Genomic DNA, 23633 nt, shown 5'->3' on the forward strand with positions numbered 1-23633 from the left:
TCTTTATGTTTTTGCAGGCATATGCGTTGGTGCTTTTACAGGAATATTTGATGTAGAACTTTTGGTTCGTAATCTAAAACCTTTATGATCTGTTCTAGTAATTCCATTTTTCTTCTTGATTTCACCTAAAGCTCTTGCAGTTCTTAATTCAGTTCCAGTAATAACTCTTTTTTCTTCTCTATTTTCATATCTTGAAGGAAAATATCTTGCAAACATTTTTTTAATTGGATGTTTCTCCTCTTCTAAGGCATGATCGGCTTCGTGATTTAGAAGTGTAGTGGGAGATAAAATTTCGTTTTCAGATGTTATAATTCCATTTTCATCATCCCAAGTTATAGTATTATTTGATGGATCAAAAAAACTTAAATTACTTCCTTGTTCAATTGTATAAACAACATCAGATGCTTGTAATTTTGCAAATAAGCCATCCATTTTATTAGCCTTTAAATATGCTATAGCCTGAGCAAAATTCTTTTTAAATTTTTCAGTTGCATTTTTTGCGAAAATAATTTGTTTCCCATCAGGATCAATAAAAATCGTTGGATTGTTTGCTACATAAGCATATGGACTTATATGTATATATTTTTCGCTTAATGTGTCCATACTCATCCAACGTGCAATTGCAGGATCATAATTTCTTGCACCATAATCATACACATTAAATTGTAATTCATCTTGAAATTCTTTCCCATTGTATTTATATTTATCAATACCGCTTTTAATATAATTATATCCTTCTTGTTTTAATCCAAATGGATAATAATTATTTTCTTCTTTTATAGCTAAATTTTTGTCATAACTCAACCTAGTATTATTTAAGTGATCTTTGTACACGTACATATACTTATAAGTTCCTGATATGTTTTCTACATAGCCTTCAGTAGTAACAAAAAACTTCAATAGACCATTCTCATATTGATAAGCATCAATATATTCTGTTGTTACTTTTGGTTTTGAAACCTCATTTACAATTTTCTGCACTTTCTTTCCGTCTGCATCGTAAATATAAACAATATTCCCCGTCGTAGCAAACGTTATTTTAACAGGAAGGTTTAAATGGTTATATTTTATATCAGTAATATTTTTGTTGTTGTCTTTGGTCATGTTACCATAGGCATCATAACTGTAATCATCGACAGTGTTAGCCGCACTATCAATAAACCCATTTGCTTTGTAATTTATGGGGGCACTATCAACAACTTTTACGAGCTGGTTGCTATTATTACTGTTATTATAAGTATAGGCTAAATTATCAATTTGTTGTACAGTGGTATCATTATTTCCGTTTCTGGTTAAACCGGTAATATTTCCATTTTTATCATACCATAAAGTTTCATTATAGGCATCTAATTGAGATCCTTTTTTATAAACCCCTTCTTTTAATCGGTTTAAGTTGTCGTATTTGTAGCCATAAGATCTTAAAACACCATTATCTGAATTGGTAGCCCACTGGGTTTCAGAAATATTACCATTATATAATGGTTTTACATTTGCAATTCCTGTTGCAGGGTTGTTATAGTTAATCTTAAAAGCAAATAAATCTTTTGGATCATTTACTTTAGTTAATGATGTGATGTCATTAATGTCTGTTAGCCATCCACGAATATTATAACTATAATTTATATTTTGAGTATTTCCACCTATTTTTTTAGATATTAATTGTCCTAATTCATTATAGGTATTAGTAAGAATAACTTCTGCAGGTTCTGCACCATTTATCTGGTGAGTTTGTGTAAGCAATCTATCTTGTGCAGAATAATCAAAAATATCTTTCGTAACTAGTTCAGTACTGTTTGCATCTCTTTTATGTTTTGTAATGCTGTATTTTAATTGCCCTGAAAATTCATCTAATTTGCTGTCAGTACAAGTGTAACCGCCTAAAAAGTTTTGTGCATAAGTGCGAACCGGTCTACCTTTGATATCATAAAATGTAGCTTTTGTTTCTCCTAAATTAATATTGTAATCACTTAATACCCTTGTCCAGGAAGCAGTTGCTAAACCTTTTACCTGAGCAGTAGTTAAAGTCGTCTGCGTTTCAACGGATGTAGGTATTGTAATTACAGGATTACTTGGAAATGTGTAATTGTCGTAGTAATTTACTGTTAGAAGTTTAAAAGTAGTTGGAGATATAAGATTAGTATAGTAAACATCAAAACCATCAATATTACCGGTTGTTTGTTTACTTTCATTTAACTGTATTAAAGCAGCACTATTTTGATTGTTTTGTAATGTTGCCCTTCCAGCAGAAGTAGCAGGGGTTGAGTTCATCCATCCAGTATATACAGGGCGATCAAAAGTATCATATTTTGTGATTAACCACCCAGTAGCAGTTACATCTACAAATGGAGAATTTACAGGCCCAGTTGCTACTATTCTATCTAGTTTATCATAAACAATAAATTCCCATTGCTTCCCTGGCAGCTTTTTCTCTACTAGTCTATTGCGCTGATCATATTTGTATTGATAAGATAAATTGTTTAATACTGTTTGTTTATCACTAGAACTTGCTATAGAAGCGCTAAAAGTACTTCCGCTATAAGCACGAAAACCGGGTAATAATGTAATTGAATTTGTTGCTTTTAAGTTCAAGGAATTCCCAGAAGTAACTTCTGAAGTTGAAGTTAAATTAGCTTGAAGCGATGCTGATCCCGCAATAAGGTCTGCAGCTTTGGGAGGAATTACATAGGTCAGATTTCCATAAACATCATATACATAGTAAGTATCATATTTTTCATTTGAAGTTCCTGTACCTACAGTTCCATATGTTCTTTTTAAAACTACTTGCCCTTCTTTATTTTTAAATTCAACAACTGACCCAGCTGTTTCAGTAGGTGAAGCTGATGTGTTTTCATCATATGTAACTATTTTAAAAAGCTGGTTAGCGGTATAAGTACCGGTATTTAAATCAATATTGGCTACTCCAAGGCTAGAATCCCAAGTAGTAACAGCGTAATAGTAAATAACTTCATCGGCACTATTAGTCTGGTAATCCATTTTGATTTCATGCCCCGAACCTAATTTCCAGTCATTACCGGGTGAAGCTTGCTTTAAAACTCTATTTAAAGGAGAAGATTCCAGCTGTTTTTCACTAAAAGGATTACTATTGGTAACACCGTAATTTGTTTTATACTGGTTAGTTAATTCAGATTCCAAAAAATATGGTACCATATAATTTAGATTGGTTTGGCTTGATGCATAAGGTAGATATTCTTTAACCTGTCTGCCAAAATCGTCATAAGCTATATGTGTAATAATATCTTTTCCAGTTGCTGAGTATTGATTGGCGATTTGCTGTACAGGCCTTCCTATACCATCGAAATAAGTAATATTAGTTTGTGCCTTATCAGCTGCCGGGTTTACAAAAGTGGTAGTAGTAGGCTTTTTATATTTACTAATGATAATATAATTAAGGTCATATGCCGGTACAGCAGAACAATCTGCATTTGTACCATATACTGTGGGGCAATTATCAGAACTATCCAAAACATAATTTGATCCCGTATTAATACATTGCTGGATAAAGACAGAAGGATCTCCTAATCCATCTTGATCAAAATCTGCATACCATTTTGTATTAGGGTTGACTGATGGATTAGTAATATTACAATCAGTATTGTTATTTACATACTTAATAGGTGGATTACTTTGATAGACACTAACATTCGGATCTCCGAAACCATCTCCATCAAAATCATAATAGTACATTTGTGGAGGTATGTTTGTAATAAGAGCTTTATCATCATCATAATCAGAATTATTTGTTACATAATTAGTAGGTTTAACGCTATAATAAATGCTAATGTTTGGATTTCCAAACCCATCACCATCATTATCATAATAAAATGTTTGTGGGATTATGTTAGTAATATTAAAATTTCCATCATTAATATCATCATTATTTCCTGCATAGCCTGTTGGTTGAAGACAGCTTGTTGTTGTTGCCCCATTTATTGCCCCATGTCCATCACCGTCAACATCACGATACCAAATGATATTATTAGCAGTTGTTATATTGGGATTACTATCATCACAATCTGACTGATTGGCTACATAATGATTAGGTTTTGTTGCAGCATAAACATAAACATTTGGATCACCGTATCCATCACCATCAGAATCTAAATTCCATTGATATCCTTGAGGACAATCCTCACATGGGTCGGTAGGTTCAATTTTTTGAGTAGATACAGCCGTACCTGTATTTGATATGGTTTTATTTTGGGCAAATCCTAAAAAAAAGAAGAATTGCAATAGTAAAATAAGGTGTAATTTATTCTTCATTTTATTAATTGGTTTTATAATGGTATTGATTTTGAGAAAGGATGTTTCCATTTGAATCTTTTACAAATTCTAATCTTCCAAAGGAATCATAACTATAAGTAGTAATCTGTCCTTTAGGATCAGTTATACTACTAATACCTATAATAGGAACATAAGTGTAAGTACTTACCATTGCATTTACAAGTTCAGGTGCATTTCTAATAGCGTTTAGTGCATTTTTTAATGAAGCTTCGTTTCCAGAATTAGATGCTGTTTGAACAGCACTAATTAAATTTGCCGGAATAGAGTTGTAAGCTGCATTTTCTATTTTTGCGATAGGATATTCATTTTTATATCCCCATATATAAGAAATAGGCATTCCGTTAGTTTTTTGTTCTTGCAGGATATTACCATTATTATCGTAGGTGTTATATTGTATTAGTTCATCGTAATCTGCAGTTGTACCTTTTTTTAACATTTTTATGTTTTTTGGGAGGTACATATTATTTGATGAGTTTGTATCACTATGAGTTTTAATCATGTAATTGTTAATACGTGATTGTACAGTAATGTCATTAATCTTAGTCTCAGATTTAACTATAGGATTTAGTACATTGTTATTTATCATACTTGAAATTGTAGCAGTATTTGTTTCATCTACTCCGGAAGTTAAATCTGAAGGATATTTGTTGATTGTTTTCAAAGTTTGTCCAACGCTATTTATTATCTGGGTCTCTGTTAAATTTTTGTGCAGAGGATTATCGTATTTAAACAATGATGTAGTAGTAACTGGGTTTTGACCATTTAGGTCATAAATTGTTTCAGTAGTACTTTTTGGATGCCACCATTCTGATAATATATCATAAAAACGTATCTCAACACTTGAACTCATGCTTTGTGGCATACTATATATTTTAACTCCTTTTAGATTTTTTGTGGTATTTTCTTTGAAATATTCTGTAGCAATTTCTTTTACTTTTATATTGTTTCTATTATAGTGCTCCTCTTTTAATAGTTGTCCATTACTTAAATTAACAACATTTGGAACTCCCGGCATAAAAAGTTCGGAAGGAATCTCTTTAATATTTCTATAAAAATACTTTGAAGTTCCTATGTTATTATTTGATAAGTCAACATCGGAAACATTAACCTCATTATAACCTATAACACTTCCCTGAGCAGAATTTCCTAATGGAATTGAACTATCTGAAGTTCTAACCAAATAATCATTTGTTTGTTGAAAAATGAGTTTTATATCAAGGTATGATGCGGCAAAACCTAGAGTTAACAATCTGGCTGTATAAAAGTATTGATAAGGACTTATCATACGACCAGTTGAAATATTATTGTTAGAGTAGTTGAAATTTTTTTGCTTCAAAAACTTACTTTGGTCATAAGTCACCATAGATTTAATTCTAAGTCCAGCTCCTAGTTTTTTGTTGGTTGGAGTTTTTTTTATGTATGTAGCTCTTGCCTCCATTATTACTGTTTCAGTAGTGTTATTTCTGGTTCTTAACTTATAAGTTCCAGCAGGTAAAAAAACAGTAATATAGGAGAAGAATGAACCAGGAGTTGAGTTGGGTTTTAACCAAGGAGCAAGAGATATTAATTTATTACCATTTACATCTTCTAAAGCCACAGTCATTTGATCTGTTATGTTTTGTGACATTAAATTATATATGTTAAAGTATAATTGAACTTTTGTAAGTTTCTCAAGCGTAAAAGACTTTTCAGTATTATTACTGGTATGTCCATTAACTAATGACGATTCTGTAACATAATTATCTTCAAACAAGGTTTGATTTTCATCGTAATAATCATTTGGCTCATATTCAAAGTTTACTATTCCTCCAGTTGGATATTTAATACTTTGTAGGATTGCCGCTTTTAAAGGCCCACTTTTTACTTCTCTATTAGCCCCAGATAAGAAAATATTACCTCCTGTAGTACTTTCATAAAAAGGAGCCAAAGCTTTTGTAGATATCGTTGATCCACGCTCTGTTAATAGAATACGATCCTGCATATTAAGATTTAAAAACTGATAATCAACCATTGAATTATTAATTTGACCATTATAATATCCCCAATAATCAATTGAATATGAAGTTTTTTCGGGTAAAGATGTTGGATTGTATGAAAAAACATAAGGTGGGTTTTTTATAATTTGATTACTGGTATTTGTTGTAGATTCCTGAATAGATTCCAATTTTAATCTGGATTTTCTTTCTTCATTATCCACAATTGTTATGTCACTTCCAAAACTTGAGCTTCCAAAATAACTGTAATTAAAGTCAAACTGTTTAATTAATTTTCCATCTATATTAAATAATTTTGTGGTTTTTAGTCTTTTAGGTTTAGGATCTGTTGCAGTGAATGTTCTTATATCATTCCTGTCTTCTGTTAAAAAATCTACATATCCATTTGGGAATGATATCTTTTTAAGATAAACAGGGTTTATTACCTGCATACTCGCAGAATACAACTTAGTTTTTGCATTTTCAGATTCAAAACGATATGCATATTGTCCACCTGACTCAGAGACGGTTCTTAGATAATCCTTTAATTGTTCAAATCTGCTTATTTGACTTATTGTTTTGCCGGTACTTTCATATTGGAAACTTATATTATCGCCTTCAGGAGTAATAACTTTTGTTAAGTACCAAGCACTGTCAAGAATATCTGGATCATATTCAGAAATTCTATCATTAGTTGGTTCTATAGGGTTTAAACTGGATGTGCTATGATTTGCTGTGGTTTCAATAGCATTTAAACTAGAAGAACCAAAATAGTATTTCCATCCATTTCCATCAATTACTGTCCATACTTTAGATATTGTATCATATGAAAAAATTAAATTATTTTGATCTATAGAGATAGCTTTAAAAACGTCTCCTGTCTGTTTTTCAAAGATAAGTTTTCCTGAATATTGGAGAAAATTGTAGAAAAAAATATCTGGTTCTGGATCCAAAAAATCGTTTCCTATAGGACTATAGTAATCATTATAATATTTATCGAAGTTTGCGCTATTAGGTAAAGGTTTTGTAGGATCTGTCCAATCAGGTAGATTTTGTGATGTAGCAGGAGGTAATTGATTTCGGATATATCCGCCTTGAGAAGCAAAATCATCAAGGCCTCTAGTTTGGCGGGTAATCATTCCGCCGGCATTTAGAGCCCAGCCTAATCCAATCCAGCTTGCTTCTTCAGCTACTTTTACACCAGAAGCATGATAACTTGCGGTTATAGGTAACTCTATTTTTCCTGATTTAATATTAATTAAGGGTACTGAAATATTGGGAATACCTGTATAATTGCTTACAGGAATGTCTGCGTATTGAGCTAATGCAGAGGCATTTGGTGATGGGGCAATAATCTTAGATAACCCAGGACTTTGTGCAATACATAGATTATAAACTAGTAAGGGCAGAAGCAATAAGTACTTTTTCATTTAATAATTTTTTATATTTGATTGGAGTGTATTTATGAAATTAATTTGTTTGTGAAATTAACAAGATAAGATGCTATATAAGGTATTTATTTTATGATTTTGTTAACAAATTTTTATAATTGTCTTGAAAAATACATAAACTAAAATTTAAAATGTTATTGTTTTTCTTTATTATTTTTAGTACTAATCTATGCTAAATATTTACTCAATCGCACTACTCAGTTGAAACATTGGTAAATACATAGCAACCAATAAAACAGCGACTAAAACACCAACAAAAAGAATAATAAAAGGTTCAAGAACAGTAGTCATAACTTTAGATTGCTGCACCACTTCCTGATTGTACTGTTCGCTTAACTGCTTGAAAACATATTCAGTCTGATTAGTTTCTTCGGCTACTTTTACCAGAGATATAATTCGATTGTCGAAAAGAGGAGTGTTTTTTAAGCTGGCGCTTAAACTATTTCCTTTTAAAATGCTATTTTCTACTTGTTCCAATGCTTCCTGAAGCGGTACAAAACGAATCATTTTCTTGACCATTTGAATACTGTTCAATAAAGGAACTTTAGCAGTTGTAAGTAGCGTTACTGCCTGGGTAAATTGAGCGAGATACACTTTTGTCATAAAAGGTCCTAAAACTGGAATTTTTATAAGAAAGTAATGCAATGCTTTTTTGTACTTATGATTGTCTTTAAAAAACTGAGTTGAAAAAATAAAAATAATTATTGCTAAGAAAAAGTAAAGTCCATATGTTTTTGTCCAGATCGATAATTTTACAATCATCTGTGTCAAAAAAGGAAGTTCCATATTGTTTTGTTTGAAGATATCCTGAAACATTGGAACCACATAACTCAACATAAAAATAACAACCAGAACTGCTGTACTTAATACAATAGAAGGGTAGGTGAGTGCGGCTATGATAATTCTTTTTTGTTCATTTTTGCGTTCAAAAAAACGACCAAGTTCTTCACAAACCTGAGCTGTAGTTCCTGTTTCTTCTCCAATTTGAATAGAATAATATTCGTATTCTGTAAATGATTTTGAAGTCATTAAAGCATCTGAAAAAGGTTTTCCGTTTACTACATCATTTAGAATTGTCTGGATTAAATCCTTATCCGCTTTTTTCTTTAATGATTCGATAATTAGGGACAATCCTTCTTTAAAACTAACTCCAGCTTTTAGTAAAACAGCAAGTTCAAGATAAAAGGCCTGTTTCTTTTTATTATTGAAACTGTCACCAAAAAGAGTGATCTCTTTTTTTAACAGACTTTCGATACTATTCTCATTTTTAGATTGAACAGCTTTTCTATTGGGTGCATTTTCTATTTTAAAGGCCATCTTCCTGATTCATAAAAAAGGTTAAATCATTTTTTTTCGAAACAAAAATTTGATAATCGGGTAGTTCTGTTTCAGCAAATATTGATAATGCATCTATTTGTCCATTGCTTATTTCTTTTCCTTTAAAAAAAGCTTTCTTTGGTGCAATTTTCAATTTAATTGTATCCCGATTTCGCATACTAAATTTGTCCTGAAAGGAATAAGTTACTGTATCAATTTCTGAAATCATTATTAATAACTGTTTATCGCTATCATACATTATATTATGCGGTTCATTAAAATCCTGCCAAAGTTTTTGTTCAAAAAGTGCCAGGGTACTCGTTTTTTCAAAATTGTTTTGAATAGTATGAATTTGTTTTTGAACAATCCGCAAAACACTAAATGCCATACCAACTACGATAGCTGTAATAATCATAACTACTATCATTTCTGACAATGTAAACGATTTTAATTTTCCTGCAGCCATATTACTTGTTGTTTTGTAATTTCTTTTTTAGAAATGTTATTTACTGCTGAAATCGAAATCATCTTTTTTGTAGATACAGCTTCTAATTCAATGTTGATATTCCAATTTTTATATTCTTCTTGATAGGGTAATTTGATGCTATTATTTTGAATTTCATATTCAAGTTCATTAATTCGGGTTTCAATACCATGCGTGTTTTTAGAGAAGGTATTAAAGACTAGATTGTTTAATATTAAACTTGCCACAATGAAAATAATGACTACTAAAACTGTAGCTACAATAGCTTCGACCAATGTAGCCGATTTTATTTTTTTTAGTATAACCATTTTAAAACAGTTTTAGGTTGTTGCTCTAAAATTATGCCTCCATAAATTGCCGGTACAGTTTCGTTTTCAATAGTGGCATTATAAACATGATTCATAAAAATAGACCCAGCCTGATTTGCTACAAATTGCTTTGTATAAATCGATCCGGAAACTGTTCCTTTTATTTCAAAATTGCCATTGCAGTATACTTGTCCTTTTATTTTTGAACCTTTTTCTAAAACGACTTGGGTCTGAAAATCGGATGTTTCTTTTGTTTGGATATAAGTTACACATCCTTTTAAAACACTTCCTTCTCCTATAAAAATTTGATTTTCTGATAAAGTATTATAGTTAGAGTTATCAGTGACACTATTTTTATTGTCCTGAAATAGAAGCAATACTGATGGATAGCTTAAATTACATTTTTTACCCAATGTAATTTTTTTAGAAGCAATAGCCTGAAAATTCCCAATCGTTTCATCTTCAATTTCAATAATTGGTGCAATTAAAATTAAGTCATTTAGTAAAGCAGTTTTTCTAACTTTAATAACCGTTTCTGATTTAATTATAATATTTCCAGATATAATTTTGTTTTCTAGTGTTATGGCATTCTGAGAATAAAATCCTTTTGTTTTTTCTTTAAAAGAATTTGTAATTTTCAAAGCCGAATTTAGATTGATATAATCTTCCTGATGGTCTATTTTATATTCTTTTAGATAAAAATTTAGAGCATCAAGAAAAGCTTTTTCAGGTTTTGGCAGTTCAGAAGTACTTTTTTCAATACGTCCGTAAATTAATTGAGTTCCATAGTAACTGTTTCCCGCAATATAACCTGAATTGACACCTTGTTTTGGTAAATAAGCGATACCAGTAATTTTAGTACTTCCCACTACAGTTAGCGCATTATGTATCTCTTGTAAAAACAGAGTAGGGGATTTATCTGCTATAATAAGCGACCCTATTATGGCAGTTTTAGTAAATTTCTTCTTTCGGAATTGTGTTATTGTAATTCCTTTTTGAAATACACCCCATTGTGATAAATGGGTTTTTATAGTTTGATTTTCTTTTTTTATGAAATCAATTGTGATTGTATCAGTATTTAATTCCTTTTGCTCTAAAAGTGACTGCATTCCTATATCAGCAATCTGGATATTCTCAATTGCTCCTTTTGACTGCTCTTTCATATATATAAATGTATACGCATATAAAACAAGGCCAGCCAGAAGCAAAGCAATTAATACAGCAATAAAAACCGTAAACTGTAAAGCACCAGATTTAATTTTTAATTTCAATCCTGAAGCATTATAAGATTAAGATTTCCTTTGTATTTTACATATACAGATTCTTTGCTTCCGTCTTTTAGAAAAATTTCATTTTCTGTATCACCAATTTTCATAAAGTAATTTTTACCATCAATAATAAGCATGAAAATTTTACTTTTCCCCTTTGTATCAGTAATTAAACCTTTGTAAACAATATTTGGCCAAACCAAAGGTTCGGGTTGTTTAATAACTTTTGTAGTTTTAGTTTTATTTGTTTTTATAGAGGAAACGGTTTCAGGATTGTAAATTTTTCCTAAAAAAGGATCTCTATAGTTTACATTAATAGAAAATGATTCTCTTTTATTAACTTTTAAAGGTTTAAAATTAAATTCAGAATTGTTCTCAGGGATTATTTCATTTGAATTTGTAAATGAAAATACCTGAAACAAAACAGCACCCCAAACAAATAAAACGAGTGGTAAAAGAACGTATATGTTTTTTTTGTTTTTCATTAATGATTTATTTTTGACTTAACTCTTTTTCGATTTTTTCTATTCTCAAAGCTAAAGTTTTTAATGCTTCAATTTCTTTTGCCTGTTCTTCAATTTTTTTATTTTGCTGAATAGAATAAAGAGTTAATTCTTCAATTTTTTGAAGTAACTTAGAATTCATTTCTCCTAGATTAATTCCGTTTTTTAAGACCTCTTCTTCACTTGGGATATTTTCTAAATGGCCTTTTTCATTTATGTGTTTTTCAACCTGTTCTAATGCTGGTAAATTGTATTCTTTTTTAAATACAAAATCTGACCAGCCTAGTAAATCAACCTTTACTTCTTTTGAATGAATTGTACCGTTAACATCTAGTTTATTTAATGGATTTGTTGTACCAATGCCTACATTCCCATTGATATCAATTCGCATACGTTCTAATCCTAAAGTGCCAATTACAATATTTCTATTCATATCTGGAATTGTTGAATATCCTGATAAATCAATAAAAGATTTTGTATTAGAGTTTGTACCGCCACCAGCAGAAATCCTTAAGAAACCATCATCTCCTAATGCTAAATTTGTTGAATTACTAAAACCTCGAATTTCACCATATATTAATGTTCCGGCATTTATTGATGGTCTTTGCATGGTATTACTTAGACCTCCATTTAGAGTAAAAGACCCTCCTACTGACAATTTGCTTACAGGAACAACAATTCCTATGCCTACATTTCCACCAATAGGATTAATGGCAATGTTTTTCTGGCCAACACCACCCTTTACAGCTTGTAAGTAAGAATATTCATCTGCTGTATTCACCCCAATATTAAGACCTAATCTATAAGCGGCTCCATCATGTATAGAAATACCATCTGAACTAGATATACCAGAGCTTGTTGGAACTTTTACCTCAAATGTATTTAATGGAGTTAGTGAATTAATACCAACTTTTTTATCACTTGAGAAAGTTATAGCAGAACCTGTAGTTCCATAATCGATGTCTAAAAAAGCAAATGATGAATTATCTCTTGCTTTAAAATTCCAAGGTCCACCCGTATGACCATACGGACGAAGTGAAAGACGTATAATTTCACCTGGTGTAGAAGATGGAGCAACTTGACTGCCAATTTTTAAATTAGTATCGAAATATACTTCACCACCAGAAACGGGCATTGTATTTTGCGAAAAGATTATATGTGAAATAAATAATAAAGCAATTAGTTTATAGTTCTTCATTTTTATTATTTGTTTTGTTTAGATTTTAGGATTAGAATGTCATTTTTCATTTCTTTATTTTCTTTCTTCATATTTTCATTCTCTTTTTTTATTTCAATCATATAAAGTGTCAATTCTTCAATTTTTTGAAGCAATTTAGAATTCATTTCTCCTAGATTAATTCCATTTTTTAAAACTTCTTCTTCACTTGGGATATCTTTTAAGTGTCCTTTTTCACTAATGTGCTTTTCTACTTCTTTAAGTGTTGGAAGATTGTATTCTTTTTTGAAAACAAAATCAGACCAGCCTGTTGCCTGAACTTTTATTTCTCTTGCTCCAATAGATCCTTCTACCGCCAGTTTATGTATTCCTGTTGTTAAAGTACCAATTCCTAAACTGCCATTAGCAGTTAAGATCATTTTTCTATTACCATAAGAGTCCCATGCAAATAACGGTCTTGTCACTACAGCTGCGGCACTCGTTCGTGAATCAAATGTCATAAGAGGATCTGTACCACTGTCAATATTAGGTTCAGTAACAGCTGTCAAATAAAGTGATGCTCTGTTATCACTAATGCGATATCCTTGTAGGCTGGGAATAAATTGATTATCGGCATTTGTGCCATTTGCAATTCGTATATAATCTTGAGGAGCATCAAGAACACTCAATTTTAGTAATGTTTCTGATCCAGGAACAGCTGGTGTTTTAATTTCTAGGGTTGCTGAAGGTACAGAAGTACCAATTCCTATGTTACCATTTGCTAAGAATGTCATATAACGTGTGTTCCAATCTTTACCAATAAATGCATTTGTAAGCGTAGAAACACCATTTGTAGCTGTTCCGTAAGCACCAAAACCTATATATTTTTCTGTATCATCTGAATTTGAGATATAAAAGGCTCTTGCCCAAGCTCCGGTTAAACCTGGAAAATTCATTTTCATATTAACACCGCCCGCAGGAAGATCAGTGCCTATTGATACATTATTGAAAGTTGTATTTTGCGCAATGATAGGGAGCGAGATAAACGCAAGTGTAACAAAGAGTAAAAAATTCTGTTTCATTTTTTTAGTTAGTTTTATATTTTAATTTGATAACAATAATAATGATATATGATTATTTTGAATTCAATTCTATTTTAGATAATCTTTTTTCAATTTCTAGTAGTTTTTCATTTTGTTTTTGAAGAATTTCTGCTTTGTATTGTAGCTTTGCTATTTCACACACTTGTTCTTCATCTATTTTTTTCTGTAATGAAATTTTTTTATCTTGCTCAATCATATAAAGTGTCAATTCTTCTACTTTTTGTAAAAGCTTAATATTCATTTCAGAAAGATTGATACCATCTTTCTTCATTTTTTCAGCAGAGGCAATTTCTGGAAGATGCTTATTTTCTTTAATAAATTTGTCTAAAGAATCTAGAGAAGGTAATTTGTAGTTGTTTTCAAAAACAAAGTCAGCACCAGCATCGACGGTAACTTTTACTTCCCTTGAAGTAATATTTCCTGCTACAGTCAATCTTGAAGTTGCATTTGTTGTACCAATACCAACATTTCCATTACCTTTTATAATAAATGGAATCATATTACTTGCCCCAATATCCCGAACTCTAAAGAAACTGCTTCGTGCAGCGTTCTCTGCTGTTCCAAATGAAGTTACGTCAATAGTGAAAGCGTCAATTTGTTCTGAACTACCCGGTACGCTTAAATTTATTTTTGCAGTGTTTAAAGTCTTTGCAGTGAAATCAGTACTGGAGTTATTTAAATTTCCAGAGTGCCAAATTTTATTCCATCCTTTCCATTGGCTTGACCATCTTCCGAAATATAATTCATTTGTTCCTACTCCGTTTACCAAACTAGCATAATTATTAACATCAAAACCAAAATTTAATCCCTGATAGTAATTTGCTCCCAGAGTACTATTTGTTGGAGTAACTGCAACCCATTGTCCATTTACTCCAGAAAAAGATTCTAGGTTTGTTTCAACGTTTCTTAATGGAAAATAAGTCTGTGAATGTATTATTGTAGAGAATAAGATAAAGAGTATTGCAGATATATTTTTAATGTTTTTCATGCTTGTTATTTTGATTAGCTTCTATTTTGATTAATCGATTTTCTAAGTCTTCAAGCTTTTTGTTCTCTCTTTCAAGCTCATTTATTTTTTTATTTTGCTCAATCATGTAGAGCGTTATTTCTTCTATTTTTTTTAGAAGTGCCATGTTCATTTCGGCAAGCATTAAACCGTTCTTTTCAATTTCTTGAGCAGAAGAGATTTCAGGTAAATGTTTATTTTCTTTAATATAATTTTCAACTTCTTCCAAAGTTTTAAGTTTATAATCACTTTCAAAGACATAATCAGGAACTAGTGCTCCTAATAAATCAACTTTAACCTCTTGAGTATGAATTTTTCCTTTTACCGTTAGTTTTTCATCTGGTGTTAAAGTTCCTATTCCAACATTTGAGGTAAAATAAGCATTTCGACTTTGATAAGTACCAGTTGTTGTTGCGTAAGCATCAACTGCAGTTTTAAAAGTTAATTGCCCTCCATTGATTATATTAAAAGGGAGTGGATTTTGAACCTCATCATACACAACAGGGTTTACAGCATAATTAGATTGATAATAATAAGTAGTTGCACCACCTCGAATCCAGATTATAATTTCTTTATTTCCAGATGCTGCTGTTATATCTTGCCATCCAGCTATTAATGGACTACTACCGGTAATTATAAGAGGTTTAACATCAGCATCAATAAAATGAGAACCATTTCCCCAAGCAGTAGTATGAAAATTAAAAGTAGCCATTAATGATCCTCTCCATGATGCATTAGTGTGTACATTGCTTCTGCCTAAAATTAGATTAGTTGGAACATTATTTCCCCATCCACCATCAATAAATTTTACAGGATAAAATTTATCGAGATCACCATTTACTACAAAATTACCAGAAACCTGCCCGTAAGAAATTATAGAGATTAAAACTATAACGCCAGTTAATATTTTTTTCATGTTATTTATTTGATTGTTTTAATATTGATATTTCTTTTTCATTTCTTTTATCTTTTTAAGTAATATCTTTAAGATTTATTAGAGACTAACAGAAAGATTTTGTGATTAAGACGTGTTCTAATTTATAGTAAAATTAAAAACTGTACTTCTTGCACTTTGATTTCCGGCTTCATCAAACGATTTTACAAACCAATAATATGTTCCAGCAGTCATAGTTTTATTATATGGACTGGTACCTCGGTCTTTGAAGTTTAAATTGGTCAATGCGCTTTCAGTATAAACATAAATACTGTCTCTTTCTGCGCTTCCAGAAACAGGAATTCTGTTCCATTGAAAATCTATGCTTTTATTAGTTGTAGTACTTGCATTTGTCGGGCTAGATAAGATTGGGGTGTTGGGAGCTTTCGTGTCTACTAAAATTGATCTTGAAGTGTAAAGGGTTTGTGCAGTTCCGTTACTGGCTCTTACTTTCCAAGTATATTTACCCTCATCAAATGTAAAATTAAAAAATGTAGCTGCTGAATTTTGTTCTTTTACCAAAGTATTGTTTTCATCCAGAACTTGAAGCTGATAGTTTGTTGCACCAATAATAGCATCCCATGATAATTTTTGTAAAGCAGTTTTTGTAGTCAAATTGTTGCTTGGTGTTAATAACACAACAGTATTATTTTGAAAATCGTCATTATTTAATATTTCAAAGCTTCTTTTGAAGTATACAGTTTCGTATGCGCTGTTAACCGCTCTTATTCGCCATTCATATTTTCCAATGTTTAATTGCTGTGTATAAGAGTTTTTTGCAACTAAAGTATCCAGTATTATTTGTTGTGGGGCATCAAAACTTGGAGACGCAATTTGTAATTGATATTTATCAGCACCTTCAACAGTCTCCCATGAGAATGTAATACCTGTTGAAGATAAAGCTGCATTGTTTGCCGGAGCGGTTAATGATACTTCTTTTTTAGAGATATCATCAACCATTAATATTTCTTCACAAGAAATAAAAGTTAGAAGAACTAGAAGTAGAAAATATTTAAATAAAATTTTAGGCATGATATTTAGGAATAGACATTAATATAATTAGTAAACGCTGAGAAGAAGCTACATATCAAACAAATCTTTGTTGTTTTTCTTTTCACTTATTTTGCGTTTTGTGATTCCAGAACAGCTGTTGTTTTCGTTTACAATATCAGCGACATTCCATGTTCCTTTAATTGATTTAACCCAGCAGAAAGAACTTACCTGATATGCAACAATTGTTTCTGGATTGATGTCTATGGTATCTGTTTTTTTTCCGCCTTTGAATAAAGAAATTGTGTATTTTTTGTACTGATTATTTGTTAAATAAAAAGCGTCTGATTGTCTGATTTTGGCAATTTCTTCAACCGGAAGGCTTACTGCAAGACTTGAAATAATCTTTAAGTTTTGAGTATCAGTTAATAGTTTTAAAATAGAAGCATTATAATCAGCATTGATTTCCTGAACTAAACCAGCAATATCTAAAATTTTAATAGTTATCAATTCAGGTTTGACAGGCAAACTATCTATAAAAGCAACTTTTGTTTGATTCTGGTTGTATTTGGCTTTCGATTTATAGATTTTATTTAATTTTCGATTGTAGGGAACGACTCCAATTTCTATTCGAATATTATTTTCCAGTTTTGATAAACCTTTTGGCTCAAATACATTTTCATTGTATGATAATTTTGATGTACCAATGCTCCCTAATTCGACAACAGAAGAAGAAAATTTATAGTTGTCATTTTTAATTTTAGTTGTCTGGCAGGCACTGCAAATTATGATTATCAAGACAACAATTTTTTTTAACATAAGATTCTTTTTTATGAATGAGAAAATATAATATTTTTATTAAAATATAATATTTTATATATTATTTTTAGCTGTAATTTTTTTAACAAATCTAGTAAAATTGATGTAATAGATTGTTAAAATTTAATCTTTTATTTTTAACCTAAATTGTTGGTTTTTCTCTCATTTTTCACTTTGATTTTGTGCCTTTTAATTTTCCAGTACCATCAATTAAAGTTATTATATATTGTTAAATTTTTGATTCAAATTATGAGGTAATATCTTATATTTGATTTCTAATTTAAAATATAATTATGAAAAAAACTTTAAGTCTTTTGGCTTTTTTACTATGTCAAATTATTAATAGTCAAACATTCTCAACAAATTTAACACCTGTTGGTTGGGAGCATAACATTTTATTTAATTCTGTAACTCGTTATACAGTAACTCAAGAAGGGCCAGCAATTAATTTACCAGGATTGTTTGATGGAAGTATGAATCCTTATTATATGGCAGGAGTTACACCGTCAACTCCAAAAGTTATTCTTATTGAAGGTTTATCAGGGTATCATACCCAAGCAGGAGCATGGGTTGGATGGACCACGCGCTATTTACCAGCAAGTAGATTTAAGATTGAAGGCTACGATACGTATAATGGAGTAAATGTATGGAGGGTAATAGCTGATTATTCAGATGTTGATTATGGGAATTATAATTTTTCAGTGAAGATTCCAGTTGGTGGTGTTTACAGCAAATTAAAATTTACATTTTATAACGGACAGGGAGGAAATGTTGGTCTGTCGGAGCTGTTTTTTATTCATCCGGAAGCTACAAGTCCATATTCGGGATTATTGACGCAATCGGCTACTAATTGGCAGAATTATGGTACAAATTTATTCTATAATTTAGGAAATGTTGGTATTGGCATAAATGCTCCTCAAAATAAACTTGACGTAAATGGAACAGTTCATGCAAAAGAAGTAAAAGTAGATGTTACAGGATGGCCAGATTATGTTTTTAAAAACAATTATAATTTGCCAACTCTTGAAGAAGTAGAAAAACATATCACTGAAAAAGGCCATTTAGAAAATATTCCAAGTGAAGATGAAGTTATAAAAAATGGAATATCTTTAGGAGAGATGAATGCTAAACTACTTCAAAAAATTGAAGAGCTAACTCTTTATATGATTGATGTAAATAAGAAAGTAAATATGCTTCAGGTTAATAATGATAGGCTTATTGAGGAGAATAAGATGTTTGTTAAAAAGATTGAAGACTTAGAAAAGAAATAGCTGTTAGAATAGTTTTAAAATTTTCAAGATTTTGATAGTTAAAAAAATGAACGAATGTTTCCTTGACTTCGTGCATTTTTTATAAAAGTTTATTAATGATTCTTTTTTATTTTTATAGCTTTCGCGTATTCACTAGCAAGACGCTGCGCCAGCAAGGGTGAGGAATAATTGTTGAGAAAATTTTAAACTTTTAAGGAAATTTTAAAATAAAAAAATGCACGAATGTTTAACTTAACGTCGTGCATTTTTTATAAAAGTTTATTATTTGTTTTTACACCCTTTCATATATTTACAAGCGAGAAGGGTAATCGGTCAATCAAAAGAGAAATGAAATTATATTTATTTTATTTTTTCATAATACTGATCTAAATCTTGGTTAAGATTTATTTTTAGATTTCCGAAAAATATTCTTTCGATTGATGTCTCAAGACTTCCTTGCTCATGGCCATTGTCATAATTCAGTGAAATATTAGTACTAAATATAGTGTGGTTTAATTCATATGTACCGTTTCCAAAATACGAACTAACAAAGTTGTTTTTTTTCAGAATAATTAAAGTATCTGCAACATGAGGATTTTCCCCTATAAAATCATTCTCATAATTGCGATTAACATATGTACCTGCTATCATATCTTCAGTAATGAAATATTTATAAAAATAAATGGAAACTAAGGAGATAGTCAAAATTATTAAAGCTTTTTTCATTATTATCTATTAGTGGTCATAAATATATATGTTTGATATGTATTATTTTCTCCTTTAATTGGCGGATACCACATACCATTATCACCAATATATCCTTTTCCTCTTTCATAATTGTGGACGGGCAAGTGATAATAGAACGAACTTCTGGATTTAGAATCTTGCACTATATTCAAAACATTGTCCCCAAGCTTATAAAAACTTACATTATAAGTTCCCATCATTTGTACCTGCATATTATTAAACGTCCAATAATTATCCCAAATATAATAAAAATTAGCTTCGTAACCTTTTTTAAGGCTCCCCGATTTTATAAATTTATTATATAGACCTCCATATAAATAATTATCATGTATAGCTATATTTGCAGGATGCGTGCCTTCAAATATACTTCTAACCGGACCTAAATCATTTTTCCATTCATCATATATAGTTTGCCAATCCACATCATTGCCACGTATTGTTCCAGATAACGTTTTCTTTCCGTTATTTATTGTAGCCCAATTTCCTTGCCTGTCGGTTGCATATGTTAGTTGATTTCCTTTAGAATCTTTTTTGTTTGAATGGTAAAAGTCAACTCCTATATCATCCCCAACATTTGATGTTTTTTTGTAATTTCCATCTTTATCCTGTTCATATTCACCATCTTTACTTCCCATGTTTGTCATTAAACTCTTAAATTGGTTTTGAGCATCTACTCCAGTGTATTTTGTTCCTCCTTCGAAGTCTTCTACTGCCATTCCATCAGGATCAATGAAGAAAACAGGATTGTTTAATGCATAATTATATGGAGAAAATCGTCTGGATATTTCTGAAAGAGGATCAATATTCATCCAACGACAAAGTGCAGGGTCATAATTACGTGCTCCATAATCATAAAAATCTAATTGTTTTCCATTGATGTTATTATCCTGCAATTCTTTTCCATTGTACTTATACTTATTATCTACACCATTAATAGCAGAATTGTAGCCTTTTTGCATTAAGCCAAAAGCATAATAATTATTCTCCTGTACAATTTCACTGGTGTTAACTACTCCATTATTGTCTTTATCCTGATAACTTAAACGGATATTACCTAAGTGGTCTTTATATTGGTAAATATAATTATAAATTCCTGCATTATAAGTAATGTATCCTTCAGGGTGAGAAAATTGTTTAAGGCTATTATTTTCATAAACAAAACTTCCGGCATAATCGGTGCTTCCGCCTGTGCTAATCGTTTTACGTTGTTTTATACCTGTTGCATCGTAAAAATAACTTATGGTGCCTCCGTTTATACTTACAGATGTAGGTAGGTTTAAATGATTGTAACTTATAGCTGTAATACCTTTGTTGGCGTCAGTTTTCATGTTGCCATTATTGTCATAAGTATATTCGATTGGAATATTTGCTCCATTACTAAAACCTTCTGTGCTTCCAGAACTGTCTTCAACTTTGTCAAGTCTGTTTCCTGTATAAGTATAAGCAAGATTGTCCATAGTTCCAAATGTTGTTGCAGTTGGATTAATATGTCCGAGTCTTAGAATGCTCATAATATTACCATTCTTGTCGTAGCTTAAACCTTCGTTATACCTTCCGGAATTTAAAGTTGAATTGTCTGTAGCCTGTGTTAATCTGTTTAGTGCATCGTAGGTGTATGTGTAATTTTTTAAGCTGCTATCTGTATTAGCTGTTTTCCAAGAAGTCTGGCTTATGTTGCCATTGTACAATTTCTTCAAAGGATCAGTAATATCATTGTAATTGATTTGAAAGGCAAACAAATTAGCGCCAATTGTATTTATATTATTAATACCTTTTAGCCATCCTCTAATATTATAATTGTAGGTGACGTTTTGTAAACGAGACTGATTTATTTTTCCTCCAACGCCTTTAGAAATTAATTGTCCTAATTTATCATAGGTATTACTTGCAATTATTTCTTTTGTTTGATTGTTTATAGACTGGCTCTGTGTTAGTATGCGGCCAACGTGATCGTATGAATAGGAATCTACAATAGTAATTAAAGCATCAATACCTTTTTTATGGGTGCTGGTTGTTTCTAAAACCTTGCCTCCAAAATCAAACTGCGTTTTTACTGCAGCTATACTATTTAAAAAGTTATTTTTATTATAATTGTATACAGTCCTGCCCTTATTGTCATAATAATTTACAGTTGTTATCCAGTTACTGGTTCCTAAAACTCGTACTTTAGAGCAAGTAGACAATCCTTTGGCATTAGAAATAGGAGTAATTCCATAGGCTGAAACTGATGTACCACCATCTAAATCAATACTACTATAATCGTCATAATAATTTATGGTAAATAAATCTATACCTGAATTAGGGAAAGCAGTATTTGAATAGTTTAAACTTGTTCCAAGAATGTTTAAAACAGAAGCTTGTTTATTCTCAAATGTTGAAGAACTATTGTCTGCCAATGTCTGCACAGATATTCTGGTAACATCTGTAGCATTAACATATTCTCCAGTATAAGCAGGTCTGCTAAATGCATCATACTTTGTAAAAAGCCATTTTTTATCAGCTCTTAAATTTGCATCTTGTGTTAGTACAGGTCTGTCTAATTTGTCATATACTATATATTCCCAATCTTTACCAGGTAGTTTTTTCTCAACAAGTCTGTTCTTTATATCGTATTTATATTGGTAGCATAAATTATTTAGAATTGTGACATCTGCTACGATTCTATTACCTATACAATTGGTAGGAAGATTAACAGTAAATGTCGAAGAAAAACTTATTGATGGAGCTCCTGTAACACTAGTTAGTTTTAATTTTCCATTTACAATACTGGCGTTATAATCTCCATTTGATATTAGCCCCAAATTCATATCTGGGAGGGTGCACGGAGTAGTTGGCAGATCTTGTGGAGTATTACTTAAAAACGAAGTATTGTAACCGCCGCTAAAAACAACCTTTAATACATTATTTACAATAGTTACATAGACTGAACCTGCGCCGCTTGTAGTTCCTGAAAAAACAGATTGATTAAAGGTCTTACTAAAATCATCAAAACCAAAGGTAGGTTGATTTGATGTAATTAATGTGTCTGTATCGACCAAAGGAGGAATGACCGCTATTAAATTCCCATATTCGTCATATGCATAATAAGTATCATGATTGATGTTTGTTAAAATTCCATTTACTTTTGAGGTACCAAAAGTTCTTTTTAACACTACATGCCCTTCTTTATCAGTGAATTCATGCGTTGTTTTGTTGTTTCCATCAGCAGGAACCCAGTTTTCATCTTTAATTATTTTTTTATTTAATAAACCACTTGCATAATAAGGTGAAGCATAAAATTTAGAGTCAATAATTGATGTGCCAGTTTGAGAATTAACAAGGTATTGTTTTACTTCATTTTCCTGATTAGTTTGATATTCCAGTTTTATTTCATGCCCATTCCCTAAAGCCCAATCAATACCTGGTGCTCCTTGTTTTAATATTCGATTTAGTGGAGATTTTTCAAATTCTTTTTCTGAGAAAGGATTTGGTTTGGTACTATTGATGTCCGCAGTATAATTTGCTATATAGTAACTATTTGTATTTGCGATTGCAGTATTTCGATAGGATGCCAAATTAACAGAAGTATCCATATACGGAAGAAATTCTTTTTTTTGTCTTCCTATAGAATCATAGGATATTGATGTTATAATATCCTGAATTGAAGGAGAAGCTTTAATACCAATGTTTTGCATAGGTCTGCCTAATCCATCAAAATAAGTTATGGTTTCTATTACCTCACTGTTTTTGCGAATGCTATCATTAGTATTCATTGGTGCTTGAAATACTCTTGTAAAAACATAATTTTCATTACTTAATGAAATACTTCGATAAGCATCTGATTCTATTTTGGCAACAAAAGTACTCCCGGCTTTAATCCAGGTATTTGGTTTTAAAGTTATACTTTCTGATGCAGTGAGTGTTTCCGTGCCGGTAACAGTATAATTGTTATCTTTTACAATACTAATAGGAGTTTGAGCATTGCATTGGAATGCTATTAATAATATAAATAGAATGTATTTTGTTATATTCTTCATTTGAAT

Annotated in this window: 16 protein-coding genes; 1 reads left to right on the top strand and 15 read right to left on the bottom strand. The window is 30.9% G+C overall.

Features of this window, described 5'->3' with window-relative positions; translation table 11 throughout:
• Positions 1-3: 3 nt before the first annotated feature.
• The 13 genes from B3C18_RS22405 to B3C18_RS22465 form a co-directional block, all read right to left on the bottom strand.
• Positions 4-4281: a DUF6443 domain-containing protein gene (locus B3C18_RS22405; RefSeq protein WP_291152102.1), complete on the bottom strand. Its 4278-nt coding sequence runs from the start codon at positions 4279-4281 to the stop codon at positions 4-6.
• A gap of 4 nt (positions 4282-4285) precedes the next feature.
• Positions 4286-7705: an RHS repeat domain-containing protein gene (locus B3C18_RS22410; protein WP_291152105.1), complete on the bottom strand. Its 3420-nt coding sequence runs from the start codon at positions 7703-7705 to the stop codon at positions 4286-4288.
• A gap of 201 nt (positions 7706-7906) precedes the next feature.
• Positions 7907-9043, bottom strand: coding sequence for a type II secretion system F family protein (locus tag B3C18_RS22415; protein WP_291152108.1), 1137 nt, complete (start codon positions 9041-9043; stop codon positions 7907-7909).
• Positions 9033-9509, bottom strand: a complete 477-nt coding sequence (locus tag B3C18_RS22420) for a PulJ/GspJ family protein (RefSeq protein WP_291152111.1) — start codon at positions 9507-9509, stop codon at positions 9033-9035. The genes B3C18_RS22415 and B3C18_RS22420 overlap by 11 nt, the downstream gene beginning before the upstream one ends.
• Positions 9491-9835 carry a hypothetical protein gene (locus tag B3C18_RS22425; protein WP_291152113.1) on the bottom strand — a complete coding sequence of 115 codons (345 nt, stop codon included), beginning with the start codon at positions 9833-9835 and terminating at the stop codon, positions 9491-9493. The genes B3C18_RS22420 and B3C18_RS22425 overlap by 19 nt, the downstream gene beginning before the upstream one ends.
• Entirely contained in the window at positions 9823-11106 is a 1284-nt protein-coding gene (locus B3C18_RS22430; RefSeq protein ID WP_291152117.1) for a hypothetical protein, read from the bottom strand. The genes B3C18_RS22425 and B3C18_RS22430 overlap by 13 nt, the downstream gene beginning before the upstream one ends.
• Positions 11103-11588 (bottom strand): hypothetical protein, encoded by a 486-nt coding sequence (locus B3C18_RS22435; RefSeq protein ID WP_291152120.1) that lies wholly within the window; start codon positions 11586-11588, stop codon positions 11103-11105. The genes B3C18_RS22430 and B3C18_RS22435 overlap by 4 nt, the downstream gene beginning before the upstream one ends.
• Before the next feature lie 7 nt (positions 11589-11595).
• On the bottom strand, positions 11596-12804 hold the full coding sequence (locus B3C18_RS22440) for a hypothetical protein (protein ID WP_291152123.1): 1209 nt from the start codon (positions 12802-12804) through the stop codon (positions 11596-11598).
• 5 nt (positions 12805-12809) lie between these two features.
• Positions 12810-13844 (bottom strand): hypothetical protein, encoded by a 1035-nt coding sequence (locus tag B3C18_RS22445; protein WP_291152126.1) that lies wholly within the window; start codon positions 13842-13844, stop codon positions 12810-12812.
• Positions 13845-13896: 52 nt separating this feature from the next.
• The gene (locus B3C18_RS22450) at positions 13897-14853 is read right to left on the bottom strand and encodes a hypothetical protein (protein ID WP_291152129.1); all 957 of its coding nucleotides are present in this window, start codon (positions 14851-14853) and stop codon (positions 13897-13899) included.
• Positions 14840-15787, bottom strand: coding sequence for a tail fiber protein (locus B3C18_RS22455; protein WP_291152132.1), 948 nt, complete (start codon positions 15785-15787; stop codon positions 14840-14842). Before B3C18_RS22455 ends, B3C18_RS22450 begins: the two co-directional genes overlap by 14 nt.
• A 117-nt stretch (positions 15788-15904) precedes the next feature.
• The gene (locus B3C18_RS22460; protein WP_291152135.1) at positions 15905-16837 is read right to left on the bottom strand and encodes a hypothetical protein; all 933 of its coding nucleotides are present in this window, start codon (positions 16835-16837) and stop codon (positions 15905-15907) included.
• A 48-nt stretch (positions 16838-16885) separates the two neighbouring features.
• Complete coding sequence (locus B3C18_RS22465; protein ID WP_291152137.1) at positions 16886-17614, bottom strand: hypothetical protein; 729 nt, start codon at positions 17612-17614, stop codon at positions 16886-16888.
• Between the two features lie 293 nt (positions 17615-17907).
• On the opposite strand from B3C18_RS22465, the gene B3C18_RS22470 reads away from it, so the two are divergent.
• The gene (locus tag B3C18_RS22470) at positions 17908-18885 is read left to right on the top strand and encodes a hypothetical protein (protein WP_291152139.1); all 978 of its coding nucleotides are present in this window, start codon (positions 17908-17910) and stop codon (positions 18883-18885) included.
• A 339-nt stretch (positions 18886-19224) separates the two neighbouring features.
• Here B3C18_RS22470 and B3C18_RS22475 read toward each other — a convergent pair whose 3' ends face one another.
• Both B3C18_RS22475 and B3C18_RS22480 read right to left on the bottom strand, forming a co-directional pair.
• Positions 19225-19590, bottom strand: coding sequence for a hypothetical protein (locus B3C18_RS22475; RefSeq protein WP_291152142.1), 366 nt, complete (start codon positions 19588-19590; stop codon positions 19225-19227).
• A 2-nt stretch (positions 19591-19592) separates the two neighbouring features.
• Positions 19593-23627, bottom strand: a complete 4035-nt coding sequence (locus B3C18_RS22480; RefSeq protein ID WP_291152147.1) for a DUF6443 domain-containing protein — start codon at positions 23625-23627, stop codon at positions 19593-19595.
• Between the last annotated feature and the right edge of the window lie 6 nt (positions 23628-23633).

The sequence above is a fragment of the Flavobacterium sp. UBA7680 genome (assembly GCF_002482975.1).
Taxonomy (GTDB): Bacteria; Bacteroidota; Bacteroidia; order Flavobacteriales; family Flavobacteriaceae; genus Flavobacterium.

Excerpts from the sequence above, each read along its gene's own strand:
- B3C18_RS22405 (WP_291152102.1), bottom strand. The coding sequence starts at position 4,281 with ATGAAGAATAAATTACACCTTATTTTACTATTGCAATTCTTCTTTTTT.
- B3C18_RS22410 (WP_291152105.1), bottom strand. The coding sequence starts at position 7,705 with ATGAAAAAGTACTTATTGCTTCTGCCCTTACTAGTTTATAATCTATGT.
- B3C18_RS22415 (WP_291152108.1), bottom strand. The coding sequence starts at position 9,043 with ATGGCCTTTAAAATAGAAAATGCACCCAATAGAAAAGCTGTTCAATCT.
- B3C18_RS22420 (WP_291152111.1), bottom strand. The coding sequence starts at position 9,509 with ATGGCTGCAGGAAAATTAAAATCGTTTACATTGTCAGAAATGATAGTA.
- B3C18_RS22425 (WP_291152113.1), bottom strand. The coding sequence starts at position 9,835 with ATGGTTATACTAAAAAAAATAAAATCGGCTACATTGGTCGAAGCTATT.
- B3C18_RS22435 (WP_291152120.1), bottom strand. The coding sequence starts at position 11,588 with ATGAAAAACAAAAAAAACATATACGTTCTTTTACCACTCGTTTTATTT.
- B3C18_RS22440 (WP_291152123.1), bottom strand. The coding sequence starts at position 12,804 with ATGAAGAACTATAAACTAATTGCTTTATTATTTATTTCACATATAATC.
- B3C18_RS22445 (WP_291152126.1), bottom strand. The coding sequence starts at position 13,844 with ATGAAACAGAATTTTTTACTCTTTGTTACACTTGCGTTTATCTCGCTC.
- B3C18_RS22450 (WP_291152129.1), bottom strand. The coding sequence starts at position 14,853 with ATGAAAAACATTAAAAATATATCTGCAATACTCTTTATCTTATTCTCT.
- B3C18_RS22455 (WP_291152132.1), bottom strand. The coding sequence starts at position 15,787 with ATGAAAAAAATATTAACTGGCGTTATAGTTTTAATCTCTATAATTTCT.
- B3C18_RS22460 (WP_291152135.1), bottom strand. The coding sequence starts at position 16,837 with ATGCCTAAAATTTTATTTAAATATTTTCTACTTCTAGTTCTTCTAACT.
- B3C18_RS22465 (WP_291152137.1), bottom strand. The coding sequence starts at position 17,614 with ATGTTAAAAAAAATTGTTGTCTTGATAATCATAATTTGCAGTGCCTGC.
- B3C18_RS22470 (WP_291152139.1), top strand. The coding sequence starts at position 17,908 with ATGAAAAAAACTTTAAGTCTTTTGGCTTTTTTACTATGTCAAATTATT.
- B3C18_RS22475 (WP_291152142.1), bottom strand. The coding sequence starts at position 19,590 with ATGAAAAAAGCTTTAATAATTTTGACTATCTCCTTAGTTTCCATTTAT.
- B3C18_RS22480 (WP_291152147.1), bottom strand. The coding sequence starts at position 23,627 with ATGAAGAATATAACAAAATACATTCTATTTATATTATTAATAGCATTC.